This is a genomic window from Billgrantia saliphila (assembly GCF_002930105.1).
Classification (GTDB): Bacteria; Pseudomonadota; Gammaproteobacteria; order Pseudomonadales; family Halomonadaceae; genus Halomonas; species Halomonas saliphila.
Genome location: NZ_PJRN01000011.1, coordinates 36,326 through 56,605 on the forward strand (window position 1 = coordinate 36,326; position 20,280 = coordinate 56,605).

Below are 20,280 nucleotides of genomic sequence, written 5' to 3' on the forward strand. Positions count from 1 at the left end.
GCGATGGTGCTGGCTAGGCGAACCGTACTCTGCCTGCCGCTGGCGTCCATGTCATAATGGCGACCTCCCACCAAGAGGTCATGCATGGACACCATCAACACCCTGTTTCTTCTGACCGGTTTCCTGATTGCTCTGAGCGTCGTCGCCAGCCGCCTCTCTTCGATGATGGGGCTGCCACTGCTGTTGATCTTCCTGGGGCTCGGAATGCTGGCAGGGGAGGAGGGTGTCCTCGGCATTGAGTTCGACGATTACTCTCTCGCCTTTCTGATCGGCCATCTGGCATTGGCGATGATCCTGCTGGACGGTGGCTTGCGCACACGGCTCAAGACCTTCCGCGTCGGCTTCAAGCCGGCGTTGTCGCTGGCCACCCTGGGCGTTTTCATGACCAGTGGGTTCGTCGGGGTCTTTGCCATGTGGATCTTCGAGCTGACGCTAGTGCAGGGGCTGTTAGTGGGGGCCATCGTCGGGTCCACCGACGCCGCTGCGGTCTTCTCGATGCTCAGCGGTCGTGGCGTACATCTCAACGAGCGGGTCAGCGCCACTCTCGAGATCGAATCCGGCACCAACGACCCGATGGCGATCGTTCTCACCGTCCTGCTGGTCGAGTTTCTGGTGGGGGACATACGCGGCCCGTTACTGACCCTGATGTTCCTGGTATTTCAGTTCGGCCTGGCCCTGCTCATCGGCCTCGGTGGCGGTTGGCTCAGTGCCAAGTTGCTGCGCTGGCTCGATCTGGCGCCCGGTCTCTATTCGCTGCTGGCCCTGGCGCTTGGCTTCTGCGTCTTCGGCGCCACCAGCTTTCTCGGCGGAAGCGGATTCCTGGCGATCTATCTTACCGGCCTGATGATCGGTAACCAGCCCGGCCGACATCTCAATTTCATCCTGCCCGTTCACGATGGCCTGGCGTGGCTGAGCCAGATCGGGCTGTTTCTCATACTGGGATTGCTGGTCAGCCCCTCGGGTCTGATGGATTATGCGCTCCCGGCTTCACTAGTGGCACTGGTACTGATCTTCGTGGCCCGCCCCTTGGCGGTGTTGATCACCGTCAAGCCATTCTTTCGCTTCCGCTGGCGAGAGATCGCTTTCATCTCCTGGGTCGGGCTGCGTGGAGCGGTCCCCATCGTGCTCGCCATCTTTCCGGTCATCGGCGGCGTGGAGAATTCCGCGCTCTACTTCAACGTGGCCTTTGCCGTGGTATTGATGTCATTACTGGTACAGGGTGGCACATTGCCGCTGATGGCCCGCTGGACCCGGGTGGAGCTTCCCACGGCCATGGCACCCAACCATCGCGGACCGCTGGGGATCCTGCCGGAGAACGATTACGAGATGTTCGTCTACCAGGTCGACAATCAGGATCTCGACGACGTGCCGATTCGTCTGTTGCGATTCCCTTCCGGCGCCATCATCTCGGCGCTGTTCCGCCAGCATGCCATGCTCCATCCCAAGGGCAGCACCCGGCTCAAGTTCGGTGACGTCATCTGCGTCATCGGTCGCAGCGGCGATCTGCCGGCACTCAACCGATTGTTCAGCGGCGAGGCCAAGCTTAAGCGCGAGCGGGCATTCTTCGGCACCTTCACCTTCGACGGCGATGCTTTGATGAGGGATATCGCCAGTGTCTACGGCCTGACGCTGAGCCCCGGGGAGAGCGAGATGACCCTGGGCGAGTTCGTCTCGCTGCGGGTGGGAGGCCACCCGGTGGTCGGCGACGATGTCGACTGGCATGGTATCCACTGGGTCGTCAGCGAAATGGACGGCAACCGGGTCACAAGGGTCGGCTTGCGTCTCTATTGATGGAACGGTTTCGTCCTTGCTTCGATGAGCAGTGCGTTTGGACTGATGATGATTTTCACTTCTTGTCGCTTGGCAGCGAATGTAACATTGCGTGTCGATTTGTAGGGCGCGATTTGCATCGCTTGAAGCCGCCTGACGCAATGCCTATCTTCCTTCTTAACTGACAGCTTCGCCAATGGTGACAGCCAAGGAGATTGCTAATCGGTGACGTGGAATAACGGCTCTCGAGGAAAGCCGAACAGGCTTAAGGAACGTTCAAGGACGACGAACAGAGAGGTGCGGTAATGCTTAAATTCCTGGCAAGTACGGTGGGAATCATATTCTTGATAGGGTTGGTCGTCGTTATCGGCCTGCTGATGCTCATATTCTGATAGGTTGCCAGCCGTCAGTAAAAAGGACCAGGAGTTCGCTCGATGAGCACGTTCTCTAAATAGCGTACCTTCTGTAAAGTGGATCAAAGGGTCAGGTAATCGCCTGGCCTTTTTTCATTGCCATTGAACTCAACGGCTATCGCAGACACAGTGCAGACTTGGTTAGACTCAATAGCATAAGGATAACCGGAGCCTGCGATGTTGCTTTCTCGTTATCAATGGATGGTACTGCTCTGTGGCCAATTAGGGGGAACGTTCCTGTTTCAGATTCTCAAGTGGCCACCGGATGACAATCATGATCTATTCATCTCGTTCGGTGCCATGCTAGTGCCAACGACCCTGGCTCTCGTCGGCGCCCTGTTGGGACGCATCCGCGGACGACAGGGAGCCACGACCGGCCTGGTAATCGGTTATGTCATTTTCTTCGCTCCTGCCAGCGTCGTCATGCTCGGGAGTTGATATAACGAAGTGCGCCCGGCCAAAGCCGGGCGCCAAGAGAGACACAAGAGTGGGCTAGTTAGCCGGGAATGGCGAAACTTCCAGCGTTGATCCAGAGGTGGGTGGCAACGCTAGCGGCATAGCCAAGTGCGATGACAGGCGCCCAGCGCAAGTGCCCCAGGAAGGTGTAGTTGCCACGTGCCTGGCCCATCAGGGCGACACCCGCAGCGGAACCGATCGATAGCAGGCTGCCGCCAACGCCGGCCGTCAGGGTGATCAGTAGCCAGTGCCCATGCGACATTTCGGGTTCCATGGTCAGTACAGCGAACATCACGGGGATGTTGTCGACCACGGCGGATACCACTCCCAGCACGATATTGGCCCAGGTGGCGTCCCAGCCGGCGTAGAGCATTTCGGAAAGCATGCCGAGATATCCCAGGAAACCCAGACCGCCGACCGCAACTACCACACCATAGAAGAAGAGCAGGGTATCCCACTCGGAGCGTGCCACGCGGTTGAAGACATCGAAGGGCACCACGCTACCCAATTGGCGCAGCTTGCGCTCATCGCCGCGTCGGGTGTAACGGATGCGCTTCTTTTCCAGTGAGCGCGGCAGGGTCATGCGCAGGAAGTAGCCGAAGAACTGCAGGTAGCCAAGACCGGTCATCATGCCCAGCACCGGCGGCAGGTGCAGCAGGGTATGACAGGCGACGGCAGTGGCGATGGTCAGCAGGAACAGCAGGACGATACGCCGCGCACCGCGCTTGAGCCACACATCCTCATAGACTCCCTCCGGCTTGCGGTTATTGATGAAGAAGGTCATCAGAACGGCGGGGATCAGGAAGTTCACCAGCGACGGTACCAACAGGGTGAAGAATTCGTAGAACTGCACGATGCCGGCCTGCCATACCATCAGGGTAGTGATGTCGCCGAAGGGGCTGAAGGCACCGCCGGCGTTAGCCGCGACGACGATATTGATGCAGGCCAGGTTGATGAAGCGCTTGTCGCCTTCCGCCACCTTGGTGACCACGGCGCACATCAGCATGGCCGTTGTAAGGTTGTCGGCGATAGGTGAGATGACGAAGGCAAGACCACCTGTCAACCAGAACAGCTGCTTGTAGCTGAAACCCTTGCGAATCATCCACGAGCGTAGCGCATCGAAGACCCGCCGCTCGTCCATGGCATTGATGTAGGTCATCGCCACCAGCAGGAACAACATCAGCTCGGCGAACTCGAGCAGCGTCTCGCGAAACGCATGCTCGGCTTCGTTGGGCATGCCGGACTGCACATAGACCCAACCGATCATGAACCAGATCAGGCCGGCGGCCACCAAGACCGGTTTCGACTTGCGCATGTGCAATTTTTCCTCGCCCATGACAAGCGCATAGGCAAGTACGAAGATGGCAACGGCAATGTAGCCGACGGTCGAATCGGTCAGGTTCAGGCTGCCTGTAACCGCCAGGGCGGCGGGGCTGAACAATAGGAGAAAGAAAGCGAGCAATAGGATACCCGGCCATCGGGAGGTTTCCCGTAGCCTGGGTTTTGAGCTGCAACCAGTTGGCATGGAGGTAAGTCCTGTTTGTTAAGGTTTTCAGGGAGAGGTGAAAAAAGCGCCTGAATTTTACCATGCCCTATTGCGGTGCAACAGTTATGAAAAGGGGGTAGAAAGGGGGTATATCGAGACTTTGGTCAATAAAAAACCCCTGCTTTTGCAGGGGTTTTTTGAAGAAAAGAAGTGGCGGAGGGACAGGGATTCGAACCCTGGGAGGGCGTTAACCCTCGCCGGTTTTCAAGACCGGTGCATTCAACCGCTCTGCCATCCCTCCGGCTCACGGGGGCGAATATTACCAGCTATCCTCTTGAGGTCAAGGGGTTCCAGGCATCATCCCTCAGGGAGACTCCATGTCCGCTCATGAACATTCCGAAGTACGACCTTCTCCTGCTGTATCGGTGGCCCTGATACGCCGCGGAAGGATTCTGACGATACGCCGCCGCAATCCGCCCAACGCCGACATGCTGGCCCTGCCTGGCGGCCGTGTCGAAGCCGGAGAGTCGCTGCTGGAAGCCGCGACTCGCGAGCTATTCGAGGAGACTGGCGTCGAGGCGGTAGTCGAGCGCATTTACACCGCCTTCGATCAGCTCGACCATGACGAGACAGGCCGGCTTTCGAGCCATTTCGTCATCGTAGTGGTACTGTGTCGCTGGCAGCGGGGCGAAGGAGTGGCCGGGGACGATGCCAGCGAGGTCAAATGGCTGGATGCGGACCAGGTGCGCCGCGAGCCGAGCCTGTGCGCCAGCGCACGTCGAATCGCTGCCGAACTGCTCGACGCGGCGCGCTGAAGAGCCGTTGAGACTTGCAGAACTAAGGACTTGCGTCGGGAACCAACCGACGGCATTCTTGGTCCACTGCCAAGATCAATCAAGATCAACCACAGGGAGCTTTGGATCAATGGCCTATCACGACACTCACGTGGCCCAGCGCTCGTCGGCATCCGTCAGTTCCAGCAAGGTGCTGCGCAACACCTATGCGCTGCTGGCCATGACACTGCTGTTCTCCGCTGTGACAGCGGGTGCCGCCGTGGCGATGGGCGTCGAACGAATGAACATCTTCGTTTTCTTCGTTGGCGCTTACGGGCTGATGTTCCTGGTGCACAAGACGGCCAACTCGGCTGCCGGCCTGTTGGCTACCTTCGCCTTTACCGGCTTCATGGGCTTTACACTCGGTCCGATCCTCAACGCCTATCTGGCACTGCCCAACGGCGCCGCGCTGATCATGAACGCGCTGGCAATGACGGGCCTGACCTTCATCGGCCTGTCCGCCGTGGCGCTGGTGACAAAGAAGGACTTCAGCTTCCTTGGCAACTTCCTGATGGCGGGTGCCATCGTGCTGATCCTGGCCATGGTGGCAGGCCTGATCTTCCAGATCCCGACCCTGATGCTGATGGTGTCGGCCGGCTTCGTGCTGTTCGCCTCCGCGGCCATCCTGTACCAGACCAGCGAGATCGTCCATCGCGCCGGCGAGACCAACTATATTCTCGCCACGATCACGCTCTACGTCTCGATCTACAATCTCTTCGTCAGCCTGCTGTCGCTGCTCGGCATCATGAGCAACGACTGAGGCTTCGCTACAGGTAAGCACGGGCCTCGCGCAAGCGGGGCCTTTGCGTTTGAGAACGGAAGGCTTCGATGCGCTACGGTCTGCTCGTCCAGGGCGCGCCTTACAGCAGCCAGGCGTCCCATTCCGCGCTTCGCTTCGCCACGGCGCTGATCGCTCGCGGTCACCAGCTGGAGTGCGTCTTCTTCTATCATGATGGGGTATACAATGCCTCGCGGCTGGCGGCACCGCCTCAGGACGAACCGCATCTCGTCGACGCCTGGCGTGGCCTCAACGCCGGACACGGCACACAGCTGCAGGTTTGCATTGCCGCCGCCCTGCGACGCGGCCTGCTCGACGAGCGCGAATCCGCGCGGCATGGAAAGACGGGGCACAGCATTGAGCCGCCTTTCGAGTTGACCGGACTTGGCCAGCTGGTCGACTTGGGGAATCAGGTCGATCGCCTCGTCACCTTCGCGCCCTGAAGCATGCTCCGAGGAGAGCACCGATGTCTTCATCCCTTGCTGCCAACGGCGACATGCTGGTCATACTGCGTCACGCCCCCCATGGGAGCAGCTGGCTGCGTGAGGGCCTGGATGCTGCCCTGGTCGCCGCCGCCTTTGGCCAGCGTGTCAGCCTGCTATTCCAGGGAGACGGTATCATGGCTCTCGTGCCGGGCCAGGAGCCAGGTGCTCTGGGCCAGAAGGGCACCGCCGCGACGCTGGACATGCTGGCCATGTACGATATCGAGTCGTTCTACGCGGATGCTTCGGCGCTGGATCGATTCGACATGGCTCCCGACGATCTACAGCTCCCGTCGCTACCCGTCGATGGCGCGACGATCGCCCAACTGATAGCCAGTCATCGGCTCGTACTGACTTTCTGACCATAGCGTCAACACGACGAGGGCGCCCATGATCCTGCATATTCTCAATCGCTCGCCCGGCACCAGCCTGGTCTATCGCGATACTCTGTCCGCCATGGGGCCCGAGGATCGCCTGCTCTTGATCGAGGATGGCGTGCTGGGTGCACTGACGTCGCAGGTACGCCATTTCCAATCCGTCGAGGGTCGCCTTTTCGCCCTGCGTGAAGACCTGGCGTCGCGTGGATTGGAAGGGCGCTGCGACGAGACCGTCCAGGTCGTCGATGTGGATGGCTTCGTCACCCTGACCGAAGAGGCAGACAAGACAGTGAGCTGGTTCTGATGGCTTCCACCGAGATCGATCGTTACCTGGTCGTGGAAGGGCGCGAGGTGGCTCTCGACCCTGAAGGTTACCTGGTGAACCTCGCCGACTGGTCGGCGGAGGTCGCCCGAGCCATGGCGAGCGAAGAGGGGCGCGAGCTGACCGACGAGCATTGGGAGGTCATCGCGGTGATTCGCGATTTCTACGCCCGTTACGAGGCGTCCCCGGCCATGCGGCCGTTGGTCAAGGCGGTCGCTCAGTCGTTGGGGGCGGAAAAAGGGCGTTCGCTGCATCTGATGAAGCTCTTTCCCGACAGTCCCGCCAAGGAGGCCGCGCGACTCGCCGGCCTGCCCAAGCCCACCAACTGCCTCTGACGATGGCGACATGAATTTCCTTGCCCATGCCTGGCTGGCCCGCGGTGGCAATGACGAGTTCCTTTACGGCAATCTGATCGCCGATGGCGTCAAGGGAAGCGACCTTACGGCCTGGTCCGGCGATGTGGCGGCGGGAATTCGTCATCATCGTCGGGTAGATGCCTATGTCGATGCGCATCCGATCGTGAGCGAGGCCCGTCGACGAGCTCCCCGGGCGCAGCGTCGCTATGCCGGTATCGCTCTGGACCTGGTCTGGGATCATTTCGTTGCGCGTGAGCTCGGCCTGCATCGTCAGCGCTCGGCGCTGGTGCAGCGAAGCTACGCCGTGCTGAGGCAACGTCCTGCCCCGGCACGCCTGGAACGCATGGTACCCGCGCTGGTGGCGCAGGACTGGCTGCATCGCTACGCCGACTTCGACTTCACCTGCGGCGCGGTGCGCGGTATCGGGCAGCGCCTGTCGGGGCCGAATCGATTGGCCGAACTGGTACCGTGGCTGCAGGGCGACTACGTCTCGTTGGAACGGGACTTCCAGCGCCTCTGGCCGATACTCGTCGATGAGCTCGAGGTCACTCCCGACGCCTGATGCCGAGGCGGCGGCTCAGTCGACTCGCAGCCACAGGCAGTCGATCCTGTCACCCTCTTCGATAGCCGCATTGGCTGGGATCACCGCCAGCGCATCGGCGCCGACGCAGGAGGAGAGCACGCCGGAGCCTTGGTCCGGGAAAGCATGCGCCTTGATGCCGTTGCCATCCATTGTCAGGGTGACGCGCATGTAATGCCGTCGCGGTCCGGTGCGGGTCGCGAAAGCGGCGTGGGTGGGCAAGATAGGCAGGCTGCCCATCGCCGGACAGTCGAGCAGGGCGCCAAGCAGCGGACGCAGGAATAGCCAGGCGGCGACGAAACTGGAGACGGGATTGCCCGGCAGGCCGACGAAACGAACCTCGCGCCCGTCGCTGGCGACGAGCCGTCCCAGTGCGAGAGGCTTGCCTGGCTTGAGTGCCAGACGCCAGAGATCGAGTTGACCGATTGCCTCGATAGCCGCCCTGACATGGTCTTCCTCACCCACGCTGACCCCGCCCGTGGTCACCACCACGTCGGCCTGCTCGGCGGCGAGCGCCAGCATGGCGCGGGTACCATCGGCATCATCGGGCATCGAGGCGATGAAAGTGACCTCGGCTCCGAAGCTTTCCAGCAGATCGCGCAGCATGGGGCGGTTGGTATTGTAGATCTGACCCGGCTCGAGCGCCTGCCCGGGCTCGACGATCTCGTCGCCACTGGTGAGCAAGGCGCAGCGGGGGCGGCGGCGCACCGCCACTTCGACAATGCCCTGGCTCGCCACGTAGCCCAGGGCCGCGGCATTCAGCCGTTCGCCGCGATGGAGCAGCACAGTGCCGGCCGCCACGTCGTTGCCGCGACGACGCACGTTGTTGCCTACCGGCACCGCTGCCGGAATCGATGCCTCGCCGCCTGCGACCTCGACATTTTCCTGCATGACGACACAGTCGGCACCGGTCGGCATGGCCGCACCGGTGAAGATGCGGGCGCAGGTGCCGCGGGCCAGTGGTTCGGGGGATGTGCCGGCCACGATGCGCTGGGCGACGGGCAACTGCATACCGGCGTCGGCATGGTGCAGGGCATAGCCGTCCATCGCGCTATTGTCGAACGGCGGCACGTCGAGGCGAGCGATGACCTCTTCGGCCAGGACGCGGCGGCCGGCCGCCTCGCAGGCCACGGTCTCCGAATCGACTGGAGCGACACCCTTGAGCAGCGCGGCCAATGCCGCTTCGACGCTCTGCAACTCAGCCATGTTGTCCCCGCTCGGGAATAACCAGATTGGCGAAATTGCACGGCTTGTGACGGCTGTCGAGCTGTTCGGCGAGCAGGCCATCCCACGCCGTGCGACACGCGCCGCTGGAGCCCGGCAGGCAGAACACCACGGTGGCGTTGGCCAGCCCGCCCAGGCAGCGGCTCTGGATCGTCGAACTGCCGATTTCCTGATAGGAAAGCTGGCGGAACTGCTCGCCGAAACCCTCTATGCGCTTGTCGAGCAGCACCGAGATCGCCTCGGGCGTGGAATCGCGCCCGGTGAAGCCGGTTCCGCCGGTGGTCAGAACGACCTGGATCAAGGGGTCGGCGATCCACTCGGATACCACCGCTCGGATACGGTAGACGTCGTCGATGACGATACGACGCTCGGCGAGCCGATGCCCGGCATCGGCAAGGCGCTCGGCAAGCAGGGCACCGCTGCGATCGTTGCTGAAATCGCGCGTATCGGAAATGGTCAGCACCGCGATATTCAGCGGAATCATCGTCTCGCTCATGCTTCCCGTTCCCGCTTGCGGGCCTGACGTGCCTCGAACGCAGCGAGCTGCTCCGGTGTCGCCGGCGGCTGGTGATTCGCCTTCCACTCTTCGTAGGGCATGCCGTAGACATATTCGCGCGCGGCTTCGTAGTCGAGTTCGGCGCCCTCGTCCTCGGCAGCGGCAACCAGCCATTTCGAGAGGCAGTTGCGGCAGAAGTCGGCGAGGATCATCAGGTCGATGTTCTGCACGTCCTTGTTGGCGTCCAGGTGGCGTAACAGGCGACGGAAAGCAGCCGCTTCCAGCCGGGTACGTGTCGCGTCGTCGAGATGCTGCATGACAAGGCTCCTTTGTGACGTTGCCTCAGGATAACAAATCCACTGGCGGAGTCGCGTGCCAGTCCCGACGGGCTGTCAGACGGCATCGCCGCGCGTACATACCGAGAGCACCACGGCATCTTCCTCGCTCACCGAGACCAGGGCGTGGCCCATGTCGCTGTCGAAATAGATACTGTCACCCTGGGCAAGCTGCAGCGGCTCGTAGAATTCGGTGTACAGCTGTATTTCGCCCTCCAGCACCATCAGGAATTCCTCCCCGTCGTGGCGCACCCATTCACTGAACTCGTCGAAGCTGCGCGCTCGCACAATGGTCTTGAACGGAATCATGCGCTTCTGAGCCAGCTCGCAGCTGAGCAATTCGTGTTCGTAGGTCGGGGTGGGATGGTGCTGGCCCTCGCCCTGGCGGGTCAGGTCGCGGCGTCCCATGGTCCGTGTCTGTACCTTGGGTGGGGTCAGCAGTTGGGGGAGATCGATGCCAAGCCCGTTGATCAGTTTCTGCACCGCAGTAAACGTGGGCGAGATCTGGCTGTTCTCGATCTTGGACAGCGTTGAGCGCGCCAGGCCGGTACGCTGACTGACGTCCTCCAGGGTCCAGTGGTTGGCGAGACGAATTTCCTTGAGTCTCTCGCCCAGGCGTAGCGGCTCGACAAAGGGCTTGCGCCCGGAGGCGATGCGCAGGGCGGCCTGCTGGTCGGTATTGGCGGGCATCGGCGGGGTTCACTATTGGAAACAGAATTTCCCAAAGCGTACCACAGAAGAAAGACCCTGCCTTGCCCAGACGCGACGCTACTTGGTGAAGGGAAGACCGAGCAGCGCCTTGATATGGGCTTCGGCGCTACGTCCAAGCGCATCCAGGTCGTAGCCGCCCTCGAGCACCGACACCAGGCGGTTGTCGGCGTAGAGCGCGGCGATGTCCAGTGCCAGCCGAGTGACCCAGTAATAGTCCTCGTCCTCCAGGCAGAGTTCCGCCATCGGATCCTCGCGATGGGCGTCGAAGCCGGCCGACACAAGCACCAGTTCTGGCTTGAAGGCGTGCAGGGCGGGTAGCCAGTCGTCCTCTATCGCCCGGCGGAAAGCAGCGCTATCGGTACCGGCCTCCAGCGGCGTATTGATCACGTTCTGCCACTCGCTGCGAAGGTAGCGCCATGGATAGAAGGGGTATTGATAGCTCGTGCAGATCAGGACGTCAGGATCGTCCTTGAAGATGTCGATGGTGCCGTTGCACTGGTGAACGTCGAAGTCGAGGATGGCGATGCGCTTCACCCCGTAACGGGCGCGGGCGTGGGCAGCCCCCACGGCGACGTTGTTGTAGAAGCAGAAGCCCATGGCATCGGTGGCTTCGGCATGATGTCCGGGAGGACGCACGGCGCAGAACACATTGTCCGCCTGGCCGCGATAGACCTGGTCGACACCGCGAACCACCGCGCCGGCCGCGACCCGGGCGGCTTCCAGGCTGTCGGGATTCATCATCGTATCGCTGTCAAGAACGACGATACCCGACTCGGGAACGCATTTGTCCAGCGCACGCAGGTGACGAAGGGCATGGACGCGGCCCAGCTCCTCCTCGGTGGCGGGGCGGGCTTCCGATTGCATGGTCTGTTGCAGCAGACCGGTGAGCGCCAGGCGAGCACGAATGGCTTCCAGGCGCAGGGGGCTTTCGGGGTGCTCCGGGCCCATATGGTGGAGGTCGCAGTTGGGATGCGAGATGAACGCCGTGATCATATGAACTCCAGAGTGACTGAAGCCACCTTAATGCGCGCGTGCGCTTGCACAACAGTGTCAATAAGTCGTACACAGGGGAGGAACCCTTGTGGCGGAGGCGACCTCTTGAGTACCCGATTCCTGCGGCACTTCTTCGAACCTCGTACCATCGCGGTGGTCGGTGCCTCGGAAAAACCCCATTCCATCGGCGGCATCGTGATCCGCAATCTGCAGGAGGCCGGCTTCGCGGGTACCGTCTGGGCGGTCAACCTGAAAGGGTACGAAACAGTGTTCGGCCAGCCCTGCGTGGCGCGTATCGGCGAATTGCCGGAGACGCCGGATCTGGCTGTCGTCTGTACCCCCGCCGACACCCTGCCAAAGGTGATCTCGCGACTGGGTCGGATTGGCGTCAAGGCCGCCCTGGTACTTTCCGGGGGGGCGCACCTCGATGAGGCCGAAGAGGGCAAGGGCTCGATTCGGGAACGCATGCTGGCCTCCGCGCGTGAGTCGGGCATTCGAGTGCTGGGCCCCGAGTGCATGGGGCTGATCGTCCCGGGGCGCAAGATCAACGCCTCATATGCCAGTCAGCCGGTCAAGGCGGGCAAGGTCGCTTACCTGGGCCAATCGGGCATGCTCGGCAACGCCATGATCGATTGGGCCGCGGGGCGTGGCATCGGCTTCTCCCACCTGATTACGGTGGGCGACAGCGTCGATGTGATGCTTCCCGACCTCATCGACTACATCAATCAGTATGCGCCGACCCAGGCCATCCTGCTTCATCTGGAACGTATTCAGGACGCCCTGCATTTCATGACCGCCCTGCGCGACGCCTCGCGCAACCGCCTGGTGCTGGCGATCAAGAGCGGCCGTACGCCGCAGTCGGACCTCTCCAACATGCCCCCGACGCCGGGCATCGCCAATCGCGACGTGGTGTTCGATGCCGCCTTCTCGCGCGCCGGCGTAGTGCGGGTCAACGACTCCGACGAGCTGTTCGACGCGCTGATGACCCTATCGCAAATGAAACCGCTCAAGGGCGATCGCCTGGCCATCGTCTCCAACGGCCTCGGTCCGGCCATGCTGGCCATCGACAAGTTGATCAGCGCCGGCGGTCGCCTGGCCGGCTTCGGCGACGAGACTCGCAAGGCGCTGCGCAGAGGCCAGTTCGACATGAGCAAGCCGGGCGAAAACCCGGTCGACCTGGGGGGTAATGCCACGCCGGAGAAACTGGTCGAGGCCCTGGAGATCGTGGCGGCCGACCCGAATGTCGATGCCGTGCTCGTGGTGCACGCACCGACCCGCCTGGCACCGTCGAAAATTACCGCTCAGGCGATCATCGCCAACCGCAAGCGCTTCCGGCGCAACCTGCTGACCAGTTGGATGGGGCTGGAAGGCGCGCTCTACGCCCGCCACGAATGCAGCATGGCCGGCATTCCCACCTACGTCTCGCCCGAGAAGGCGGTCAAGGCGTTCATGCACATGGTCGATTACCAGCGGGTCCAGGCACTATTGCAGGAGACGCCACCGAGCCTGCCGTTTACCACGACGAGTGATATCCGTGCCCAGTGCCGCACCCTGATAGAGAGAGCCAGGGAGGAGGGGCGTGAGACCCTGTCGCATTCGGAGACGGCCCAGGTCCTCGAGGCCTATGGCATTCCCGTGGCTCCCAGTCGCTACGTGCACACACCGGAGGAAGCGGCAAGCGCCGCCACCGAGCTGGAGGGGCCCTGGGCGCTGAAAATCGTACACGACGGCAACTGCCGTCCTTTCCGCTATCGCAAGCACCCGCACAAGCTGTCGGCAGGTTTGCTCCAGGATCTGACGGAGCCGCAGCAGGTCGCCGATGGCATCGCACGGCTCGGCGAGAAGGTCCACGAGAAATTCCCGCCGGTGAGAATCCACGAGTATTGCCTGCAGCCCATGCAGCGGGGCAAGCAATCGATGCAGATCTGCGCGGGCATTACACGCGACCCGGTATTCGGACCGCTGATCGTGTTCGGTATCGGCGGCTACAAGGTCAACATCCTGGCCGATCGCCAAGTGGCGCTGCCACCGCTGAACATGACGCTGGCGGCCGACGTGGTGGGGCGCACCCATGCCGCACGCCTGATACGCGAGCATTCCAGCCACGCCGAACGAGACCTGCAGCGGCTCTGCCAGCTGCTGGTCAAGCTCTCGCAAATGGCTTCCGACCTGACCGAGCTGCGCGGCCTGGAGCTCAACCCGCTGCTGCTCAATCGTGATGGCATGCTGGCCGTGGATTTCGCCCTCGATCTCGGAACGCCAGCACGCTTCGCCATTATTCCCTATCCCGAGGAGCTGCGTGAATGGGTGACACTGAACAACGGCATGCGGGTCGAGGTGCGCCCCATTCGCGCCGAGGACGCCCCGCTGATCACCAGTTTTCATAGCCAGCTGTCGGAGGAGAGCATTCGCTTTCGCTACTTCCACAACAAGTCCGACCTGAGCCAGCGCGACCTGTCGATCCTTTCGCATATCAATTACGACCGCCAGATGGCATTCATTGCCGAGCATCAGCAAGAGGATGGCAGCAAGGAGATGCTCGGAGTGGTACGCGTATGGAACGACCCTGACAACATCCGCACCGAATTCTCGATCATCGTGCGCGACGACATGGCGGGGCAGGGGCTCGGCAGCCTGCTGATGAAGAAGATGATCAGCTACTGCAAGAGCGTGGGTACGCTGGAGATGGTCGGCAAGGTGATGGTCGACAACCACCCCATGCGGGCGCTGATGAAGCACCTGGGCTTTCGCTGCCGATATAACATGGAGGAGCAGGTGGTCGACGCGGTCATGCGTCTCAACGAGCCGGAGAGCGAATGGCAGCGGCATCGTCTGGAGAGCCTGCCGGACTGAAGACGGCGAACGCCCCGCCGCATGACGGGGCGCGCCGGCACGGCTTCAGGGCGCCATGCGGAACGAATGCCAGGTGTCGTCACGTAGCTCGTAGCGAATGCGGTCATGCAGCCGGCTCGGCTGTCCTTGCCAGAACTCGATCATCTGGGCCACCACACGGTAGCCTCCCCAGTGCCCCGGGCGGGGAATCGTCTGGCCCTCGTATGCCTGCTCGAAACGGTGCTGGCGTTCCTCTATCCAGTTGCGATCGGGAATCACCACGCTCTGTGTCGCCACCCAGGCGCCCAGTTGGCTGGCCCGCGGACGGCTGTCGAAGTAGGCATTCGATTCCTCTTCACTGACCTGCTCGACGCTGCCCTCGATGCGGACCTGCCGACCCAGCGAGGGCCACCAGAACACCAACGCCGCATGGGGCACATTGGTCAACTCGCTGCCCTTGTGGCTATGGTAATTGGTGTAGAAGACCAGCCCCCGCTCGTCATAGCCCTTGAGCAGCACGATGCGAGCATGCGGCAAGCCCTGGCTGTCGACTGTGGCGAGCGTCATCGTGTTGCCATCGTCACCCTCGGACTCGAGGGCGAGCGTCAGCCACTCGTCGAAGAGCACCATGGGGTCTTCGGGGACCATGCCCTCTTCCAGCCTGCCGCCTTCGTAGTCGCGCCGAATGTCGGCAATGTTGCGTGTCATGGCGTTCTCCTCATCGTTTTTCTACATGGTCGCCGTTGGTGTCGAACTGCACAACACTCCGCGCAAACCATGGCGTCGTTCATCCCTGCGACCGTTCCCCGTGATAGGTCTTGAGCTGGCGGCTGCGAAAGCGGGCGTAGAACATGCAACCCGTGAACAGCACCAGCGAGGCCAGGGCTTCCAGCCCGCCCAGCAAGGCCTGGCCAGGCAGCGTGGCCACCATGACTCCCTGAACGAAGTAAAGCAGGCTGACGAAGGCCAGCCAGGCGTGCCCGCGAGGCCGTCGGCCGAGAATCGACGGCAGGAACAGCACGAGCGGCAAGATGCGCACGACAATGGGCGTCAAGGGATTGGTCCCTGCCTCCATCGACAGTCCGCTCCACACCAGCAGGACAAACAGAATGCCGTAGCTGCCCAGGACTAGATGACGGCTGCGCTCGGTGAGTGAGTCCAGCCCATGACGCGCCTCCAGTTCCTCGACCCAACGCCTCATGACCCGACTTCCCGCATGCCGTTGAGCGCCAGGGCCAGGCGGGCCAGGCGGCGCCCCTGGGCACGTACCAGGCGGCGCTCGGCGTCGGCGAGCGGTTGATCGCTGCGCTGGCCGGCGACGTGGCTCGCTCCGTAGGGCGTGCCACCGGCAGCGGTGGTCATCAGGTCAGTCTCGCTGTAGGGCAGGCCCGCATAAACCATGCCGTGGTGCAGCAGCGGCAGCAGCATGGATATCAACGTGGTTTCCTGTCCGCCATGCAAGCTCGATGTCGAGGTGAAGGCGGTTGCCGGCTTGTCCACGAGGGCACCGTTCAGCCATAGCGCGCTGGTCGAATCGATGAAGTACTTGAGCGGCGCGGCCATGTTGCCGAAGCGGGTGGGGCTACCCAGCGCGAGAGCGGCGCAGTGGCGCAGGTCGTCGAGATCGGCATAGATCGCGCCTTCGGCGGGGATCTCGGGATCGACGGCCTCGCAAGTGGGGGAAACCGGCGGCACGGTACGTAGGCGCGCCTCGATGCCGAGGCAGGATTCGACACCGGCGGCGAACTGTTCGGCCATGGTTCGCGTGGCACCATGGCGGGAGTAGTACAGGATCAGCACGTAGGGCAGGGAGTCGCGCATCGTGTTTCCCGGTTGGGGTGGACGGAGAGGCGTTTCAGTCGGCGGCATGAACCAGGGCGAGCACGTCCTCTGGAGGACGGCCGATCACGGCGCGCTTGCCGTCGTCGGCAATAGGGCGCTCCATCAGCTTGGGATGGGTAACGATGGCGCGAATCACCTGCTCCTGGTCCTGCAGGTTGGTGGTGTCCTCGAGCTCCTGCCATTCGGGCTCCTGGGTGCGCACCAGGCGTTCACCGTCGGCATCCAGGCGGGACATCAGGTCGCGCAGCTCGTCCTCGCTCAGCGGATCGTCGAGATAACGACGTACTTCCACCTCGACGCCGTGCTCCTCGAGCAGCGCCAGCGCCTGCCGGGACTTGGAGCAGCGGGGATTGTGATAGAGCGTGATGGCCATGCGAGACTCCTCGATCCTTGAAAGAGATCCGTATTGTAGAAGGGCCGCCATGCCGGCCACAACCGCAGTCTGCCCCAGCACCCTGGCTGCATCAGGTGCCGTCAGGCGCCGGATGCGCTTGTGCGACCTCGTCGAGGCGACGATAAACCCAGGCCAGCCGACCATCCGCCAGGCGCATGGGGACTCGCTCATAGCGAATACCGAGTCGCTCGTAACGGTCCAGGCGCCTCAGCTCTTCGGCATTGACTGTGATCACCTCGCCCTGGATCCGCTCATCGGGAGCCTCCTCCAGGTCGAGTGCCTCGCGGCGATAGCCCTCGATAGCCGCTGGCCGCGTTTCTCCAGCCCGCCCCATCACCAGCCAACGTACCGGGGCGAAACGCAGGGTGCCGTAGACGAAGACACGATGCTGACCTTGCTCGATATCGGGGAGATGCGCAGGCCGCTCATAGCTGAAGGGGCTGAGCAGGGTGAGCCACAGCCAGCCTAGTGGAGCGACAATCAGCATCAGTGTGCCAACGGCAACATGGCGTGGACGCATGCGGTTTCCTCGTAACGAGAGCGAAGAACGGTAACGAAAGCGGAGGACCATGCTGCCACGGGCGCCTGTTCGGTTCTAACCCCACTTGGCACTCTGCTAGCATGAGGGGCAAGGCTCGACCACAGCGGAGGATGCCATGACCCAGTCGGCACATGACGATCAAGATTTCAGGGCGCTGATGGGAGATGTGAAGCCGCTGCGCAGAAGCGACAATCGAGCCAATCCGGGACCGCACCGCCGCCATCCCACCGAAGCTCAATTGGCCAGGCGCGAGAGCGCTCAGGCGGAACTCGCCCAGGACAGCTTCCTGTCGGACGATTTCGTCGAACTGCTGCCGCCGTTCGATCCCATTGAATATCGGCGCGACGGCATCCAGCAGGGCGTGGTCGACCGCCTGCGGCATGGTGGCTATCCGGCCCAAACGCGCCTGCATCTGCTGCGCCGTCCCCTGGCGGAGTGCCGCCGCGTACTGCCGTCCTTCATTCGCGACGCCTATGCTCACGACCTGCGTTCCGTGCTTATCGTGCACGGCCGCGGCCAGGAGATCGACAGCCCCGCCAATGTCCTTCGCTCCTACCTGGCCAAGTGGCTGATCCAGTTCGATGAGGTGCAGGCCTATGTCTCGGCTCAGCAGGCCGATGGCGGTCTTGGGGCCACCTGGGTGATGCTGCGCAAGAGCGAGCGGGCAAGGGCGGAGAACCGCGAGCGCCAGCAGAAGCGTCGCGGCTGATGCCGCTCGCAACGCATCAAGCCGGCCTGGGGCCGGCTTGACGGTAAAGCGATCTCGCTGAGATAGCGAAGATCAGTAGTGTTACGAGCGTCTCAGACCAGCGCCGGTTCTGCCCGCTTCACAGCTTCCCGCAGACGATGGCGGAACAGCGGCTCCCGTTCATCGACGGCAGGCTGATAGGCGCGGCTGAAGGCGTTGAGCGCACGCAGCGCATCCTCGAGCCACTGGTCCTCGCGTAGCGACAGGGCATCGAAACCGCAGCGGGTGAGGAAGAAGACCTGGTCGACCAGTACGTCGCCGATGGCGCGAATCTCGCCATCGAAGCCATAGCGTTCACGCAGCAGGCGCGCCAGGCTGTAGCCGCGCCCGTCGGTGAACTTGGGGAAGTCGATGGCGATCACCGGTGCGGCCATCAATTCCTCGGCCAGCGCCGACGTCAGCTCGGTATCGCTCGACAGCCACGGAGCCAGGTCGCCGCTTCCTTCCCGTTCCTGCTGCCAGCGCGCCAGCGGCACGATGGCGGGGGAGCCGGGCAGCGCCGCGTCTTCATCGCGGACCAACACCCAGCGGTCCTCGGCTGGCTGGCCGCCGCGAATGAAGGGGCGTACGGAAGTGTCTTGATCAGGCATATACCTGCTCCTTGAAAGGCTTGAGGCCGATACGACGGTAGGTCTCGATGAAGGTTTCACCCTCGAAGCGCTGGCCGACATAGACCTGCAGCACCTTGTCGATGACCTCCGGAACGCTCTCGCGGTCGAACGAGGGGCCGAGAATCTTGCCCAGCGATGATTCGTTGCCCTGGGCGCCGCCGAGCGAGATCTGGTACCACTCCTCACCCTTCTTGTCGACACCGAGGATGCCGATATGACCGACATGGTGATGTCCGCAGGCGTTCATGCATCCGGAAATGTTGAGATCCAGCGGCCCCAGGTCATAGAGGAAGTCGAGATCCTCGAAGCGCTCCTGGATCGCCTGCGCGACCGGAATCGACTTGGCGTTGGCCAGGGCGCAATAGTCACCGCCGGGGCAGCAGATCAGATCGGCCAGGGTACCCACGGTGGGATTGGCCAGGCCAAGCTCCTCGAGCCGATGCCAAAGCGCCTCGAGCCGATCGAGCGGCACGTCGGCCAGCACCAGGTTCTGCTCATGGGTCACACGGATCTCGCCGTAGCTGTACTCGTCGGCCAGATCCGCGACCTGGTGCATCTGCTCCCAGGTGAGATCGCCGGGCGAGTGGCCGCGGCGCTTGAGCGCCAGCGTAACGGCCTTGTAGCCGGGTACCTTGTGCCCCTGCACGTTGTTGGTGACGAAGCGGGCAAAGGCACGGTTCTCGCCGCGCAAGCGCTCGAAGTCGGCAATCGCCTCCTCGCTGACGGGGCGGCGTTCGGGATCGACAAAGTGCGACTGCATCGCCTCGACGGCCTCGCTCGTCAGCGTCTGCGGCCCATCCTTGAGGTGTGTCCATTCGGCGTCGACACGCCGGCGGAACTCCTCGACGCCCAGCGCCTTGACCAGAATTTTGATGCGCGCCTTGAACTTGTTGTCGCGGCGCCCGAACTGGTTGTAGACCCGGACCAGGGCTTCGAGATAGGTCAGCAGGTGCTGCCAGGGTAGATCGTCGCGTACGATCTCACCGATCATCGGCGTGCGTCCGAGGCCACCGCCGGCCAGCACCCGCACGCGTACCTCGCCCTCGTCGTCGCGCCACAGGCGCAGACCCACGTCATGCACCTGAATCGCTGCACGATCCTCGGCGGCGCCGGTCACAGCGATCTTGAACTTGCGCGGCAGGTAGGTGAACTCGGGGTGGAAAGTGGACCATTGACGAATCAACTCGCACCAGGGTCGCGGATCGACCTCTTCATCCTCGGCAACGCCGGCGAACTGGTCGGTGGAGGTATTGCGGATGTCGTTGCCGCTGGTCTGGATCGCGTGCATCTGCACGCTGGCCAGCTCGGCCAGCATGTCCGGCACCGTTTCCAGCTTCGGCCAGTTGAGCTGTAGATTGGTGCGCGTGGTGAAGTGGCCATAGCCACGATCGTAGTCGCGAGCCAGATCACCCAGCTTGCGCAGCTGATAGGACGCGAGCATGCCGTAAGGAATGGCGATGCGCAGCATCGGCGCGTGCCGCTGGACATAGAGCCCGTTCTGCACGCGCAGCGGCAGAAACTCCTCGTCGCTGATGCGCCCGGCCAGATAGCGATTCATCTGGTCGCGAAACTGGGCGACGCGTTCATTGACCAGGGTCTGATCATGGGTGTCGTAGCGATACATTCAGCCGGTCCTGCTGCTAGGGGAATGGCGAAGCGTCAGAAGGCACCTTAACGCTTCGAGCATTATTCTATGAAAG

Annotated in this window: 25 protein-coding genes and 1 tRNA gene; 12 read left to right on the plus strand and 14 right to left on the minus strand. The window is 62.6% G+C overall.

The genetic code is table 11. The features are described 5' to 3' along the window. The first annotated feature begins 84 nt into the window (after positions 1 to 84). The 3 genes from CYJ07_RS13155 to CYJ07_RS13160 all read left to right on the plus strand — a co-directional run bounded on the left by CYJ07_RS13155 (position 85) and on the right by CYJ07_RS13160 (position 2,621). Entirely contained in the window at positions 85 to 1,791 is a 1,707-nt protein-coding gene (locus tag CYJ07_RS13155; RefSeq protein WP_104204166.1) for a potassium/proton antiporter, read from the plus strand. 284 nt (positions 1,792 to 2,075) lie between these two features. Continuing rightward, on the plus strand, positions 2,076 to 2,162 hold the full coding sequence (locus tag CYJ07_RS20955) for a small membrane protein YohP (protein ID WP_474082802.1): 87 nt from the start codon (positions 2,076 to 2,078) through the stop codon (positions 2,160 to 2,162). Between the two features lie 198 nt (positions 2,163 to 2,360). After that, on the plus strand, positions 2,361 to 2,621 hold the full coding sequence (locus CYJ07_RS13160) for a hypothetical protein (protein WP_104204167.1): 261 nt from the start codon (positions 2,361 to 2,363) through the stop codon (positions 2,619 to 2,621). Between the two features lie 58 nt (positions 2,622 to 2,679). Here the strand turns inward: CYJ07_RS13160 and nhaD are convergent, their stop codons facing one another. After that, positions 2,680 to 4,164: a sodium:proton antiporter NhaD gene (nhaD, locus tag CYJ07_RS13165; protein WP_104204168.1), complete on the minus strand. Its 1,485-nt coding sequence runs from the start codon at positions 4,162 to 4,164 to the stop codon at positions 2,680 to 2,682. 172 nt (positions 4,165 to 4,336) lie between these two features. After that, positions 4,337 to 4,426: transfer RNA gene (locus CYJ07_RS13170), tRNA-Ser, on the minus strand. A 76-nt stretch (positions 4,427 to 4,502) separates the two neighbouring features. Here CYJ07_RS13170 and CYJ07_RS13175 point away from each other — a divergent pair. The 7 genes from CYJ07_RS13175 (at position 4,503) to CYJ07_RS13205 (ending at position 7,835) form a co-directional block, all read left to right on the plus strand. After that, positions 4,503 to 4,940 (plus strand): NUDIX hydrolase, encoded by a 438-nt coding sequence (locus CYJ07_RS13175; protein WP_104204169.1) that lies wholly within the window; start codon positions 4,503 to 4,505, stop codon positions 4,938 to 4,940. A gap of 109 nt (positions 4,941 to 5,049) precedes the next feature. Then, positions 5,050 to 5,718, plus strand: a complete 669-nt coding sequence (locus CYJ07_RS13180; RefSeq protein ID WP_104204170.1) for a Bax inhibitor-1/YccA family protein — start codon at positions 5,050 to 5,052, stop codon at positions 5,716 to 5,718. Positions 5,719 to 5,786: 68 nt separating this feature from the next. Then, positions 5,787 to 6,179: a sulfurtransferase complex subunit TusD gene (tusD, locus tag CYJ07_RS13185; protein WP_104204171.1), complete on the plus strand. Its 393-nt coding sequence runs from the start codon at positions 5,787 to 5,789 to the stop codon at positions 6,177 to 6,179. A gap of 23 nt (positions 6,180 to 6,202) precedes the next feature. Beyond that, positions 6,203 to 6,580 (plus strand): sulfurtransferase complex subunit TusC, encoded by a 378-nt coding sequence (tusC, locus tag CYJ07_RS13190; RefSeq protein ID WP_104204172.1) that lies wholly within the window; start codon positions 6,203 to 6,205, stop codon positions 6,578 to 6,580. A gap of 28 nt (positions 6,581 to 6,608) precedes the next feature. Beyond that, positions 6,609 to 6,899, plus strand: a complete 291-nt coding sequence (gene tusB / locus CYJ07_RS13195) for a sulfurtransferase complex subunit TusB (RefSeq protein ID WP_104204173.1) — start codon at positions 6,609 to 6,611, stop codon at positions 6,897 to 6,899. After that, a complete protein-coding gene (locus CYJ07_RS13200; RefSeq protein ID WP_104204174.1) occupies positions 6,899 to 7,252 on the plus strand; it encodes a TusE/DsrC/DsvC family sulfur relay protein in 354 nt (117 codons plus the stop codon). Before tusB ends, CYJ07_RS13200 begins: the two co-directional genes overlap by 1 nt. A gap of 10 nt (positions 7,253 to 7,262) precedes the next feature. Next, entirely contained in the window at positions 7,263 to 7,835 is a 573-nt protein-coding gene (locus tag CYJ07_RS13205) for an acyl carrier protein phosphodiesterase (RefSeq protein ID WP_104204175.1), read from the plus strand. Between the two features lie 15 nt (positions 7,836 to 7,850). Here the strand turns inward: CYJ07_RS13205 and CYJ07_RS13210 are convergent, their stop codons facing one another. The 5 genes from CYJ07_RS13210 to CYJ07_RS13230 all read right to left on the minus strand — a co-directional run bounded on the left by CYJ07_RS13210 (position 7,851) and on the right by CYJ07_RS13230 (position 11,612). Next, complete coding sequence (locus CYJ07_RS13210; RefSeq protein ID WP_104204176.1) at positions 7,851 to 9,059, minus strand: molybdopterin molybdotransferase MoeA; 1,209 nt, start codon at positions 9,057 to 9,059, stop codon at positions 7,851 to 7,853. After that, positions 9,052 to 9,573: a molybdenum cofactor biosynthesis protein B gene (gene moaB, locus CYJ07_RS13215; protein ID WP_104204177.1), complete on the minus strand. Its 522-nt coding sequence runs from the start codon at positions 9,571 to 9,573 to the stop codon at positions 9,052 to 9,054. Before moaB ends, CYJ07_RS13210 begins: the two co-directional genes overlap by 8 nt. Next, on the minus strand, positions 9,570 to 9,890 hold the full coding sequence (locus CYJ07_RS13220) for a DUF1244 domain-containing protein (RefSeq protein WP_104204178.1): 321 nt from the start codon (positions 9,888 to 9,890) through the stop codon (positions 9,570 to 9,572). Before CYJ07_RS13220 ends, moaB begins: the two co-directional genes overlap by 4 nt. A 75-nt stretch (positions 9,891 to 9,965) precedes the next feature. Further along, positions 9,966 to 10,598, minus strand: coding sequence for a helix-turn-helix domain-containing protein (locus CYJ07_RS13225; protein WP_104204179.1), 633 nt, complete (start codon positions 10,596 to 10,598; stop codon positions 9,966 to 9,968). A gap of 78 nt (positions 10,599 to 10,676) precedes the next feature. Then, positions 10,677 to 11,612, minus strand: coding sequence for a histone deacetylase family protein (locus tag CYJ07_RS13230; protein WP_104204180.1), 936 nt, complete (start codon positions 11,610 to 11,612; stop codon positions 10,677 to 10,679). A 105-nt stretch (positions 11,613 to 11,717) separates the two neighbouring features. Between CYJ07_RS13230 and CYJ07_RS13235 the strand changes: the two genes are divergently transcribed. Next, positions 11,718 to 14,465 carry a bifunctional acetate--CoA ligase family protein/GNAT family N-acetyltransferase gene (locus tag CYJ07_RS13235; RefSeq protein WP_104204181.1) on the plus strand — a complete coding sequence of 916 codons (2,748 nt, stop codon included), beginning with the start codon at positions 11,718 to 11,720 and terminating at the stop codon, positions 14,463 to 14,465. A gap of 45 nt (positions 14,466 to 14,510) precedes the next feature. Here the strand turns inward: CYJ07_RS13235 and pdxH are convergent, their stop codons facing one another. The 5 genes from pdxH to CYJ07_RS13260 all read right to left on the minus strand — a co-directional run bounded on the left by pdxH (position 14,511) and on the right by CYJ07_RS13260 (position 17,200). Next, the gene (pdxH, locus tag CYJ07_RS13240) at positions 14,511 to 15,152 is read right to left on the minus strand and encodes a pyridoxamine 5'-phosphate oxidase (RefSeq protein WP_104204182.1); all 642 of its coding nucleotides are present in this window, start codon (positions 15,150 to 15,152) and stop codon (positions 14,511 to 14,513) included. Between the two features lie 79 nt (positions 15,153 to 15,231). Further along, on the minus strand, positions 15,232 to 15,645 hold the full coding sequence (locus tag CYJ07_RS13245) for a DUF2069 domain-containing protein (RefSeq protein WP_104204183.1): 414 nt from the start codon (positions 15,643 to 15,645) through the stop codon (positions 15,232 to 15,234). After that, positions 15,642 to 16,265 carry an NAD(P)H:quinone oxidoreductase gene (wrbA, locus tag CYJ07_RS13250; protein ID WP_104204184.1) on the minus strand — a complete coding sequence of 208 codons (624 nt, stop codon included), beginning with the start codon at positions 16,263 to 16,265 and terminating at the stop codon, positions 15,642 to 15,644. The genes CYJ07_RS13245 and wrbA overlap by 4 nt, the downstream gene beginning before the upstream one ends. A gap of 34 nt (positions 16,266 to 16,299) precedes the next feature. Further along, entirely contained in the window at positions 16,300 to 16,659 is a 360-nt protein-coding gene (gene arsC / locus CYJ07_RS13255) for an arsenate reductase (glutaredoxin) (protein ID WP_104204185.1), read from the minus strand. Positions 16,660 to 16,750: 91 nt separating this feature from the next. Beyond that, positions 16,751 to 17,200 carry a gamma-glutamylcyclotransferase family protein gene (locus tag CYJ07_RS13260; RefSeq protein WP_104204186.1) on the minus strand — a complete coding sequence of 150 codons (450 nt, stop codon included), beginning with the start codon at positions 17,198 to 17,200 and terminating at the stop codon, positions 16,751 to 16,753. Between the two features lie 136 nt (positions 17,201 to 17,336). Between CYJ07_RS13260 and smrA the strand changes: the two genes are divergently transcribed. Continuing rightward, on the plus strand, positions 17,337 to 17,930 hold the full coding sequence (gene smrA, locus CYJ07_RS13265; protein WP_104204187.1) for a DNA endonuclease SmrA: 594 nt from the start codon (positions 17,337 to 17,339) through the stop codon (positions 17,928 to 17,930). A gap of 92 nt (positions 17,931 to 18,022) precedes the next feature. On the opposite strand, the gene CYJ07_RS13270 is transcribed toward smrA, so the two are convergent. Next, positions 18,023 to 18,559, minus strand: a complete 537-nt coding sequence (locus CYJ07_RS13270; protein WP_104204188.1) for a DUF934 domain-containing protein — start codon at positions 18,557 to 18,559, stop codon at positions 18,023 to 18,025. Then, positions 18,552 to 20,204 (minus strand): nitrite/sulfite reductase, encoded by a 1,653-nt coding sequence (locus CYJ07_RS13275; protein WP_104204189.1) that lies wholly within the window; start codon positions 20,202 to 20,204, stop codon positions 18,552 to 18,554. The genes CYJ07_RS13270 and CYJ07_RS13275 overlap by 8 nt, the downstream gene beginning before the upstream one ends. Between the last annotated feature and the right edge of the window lie 76 nt (positions 20,205 to 20,280).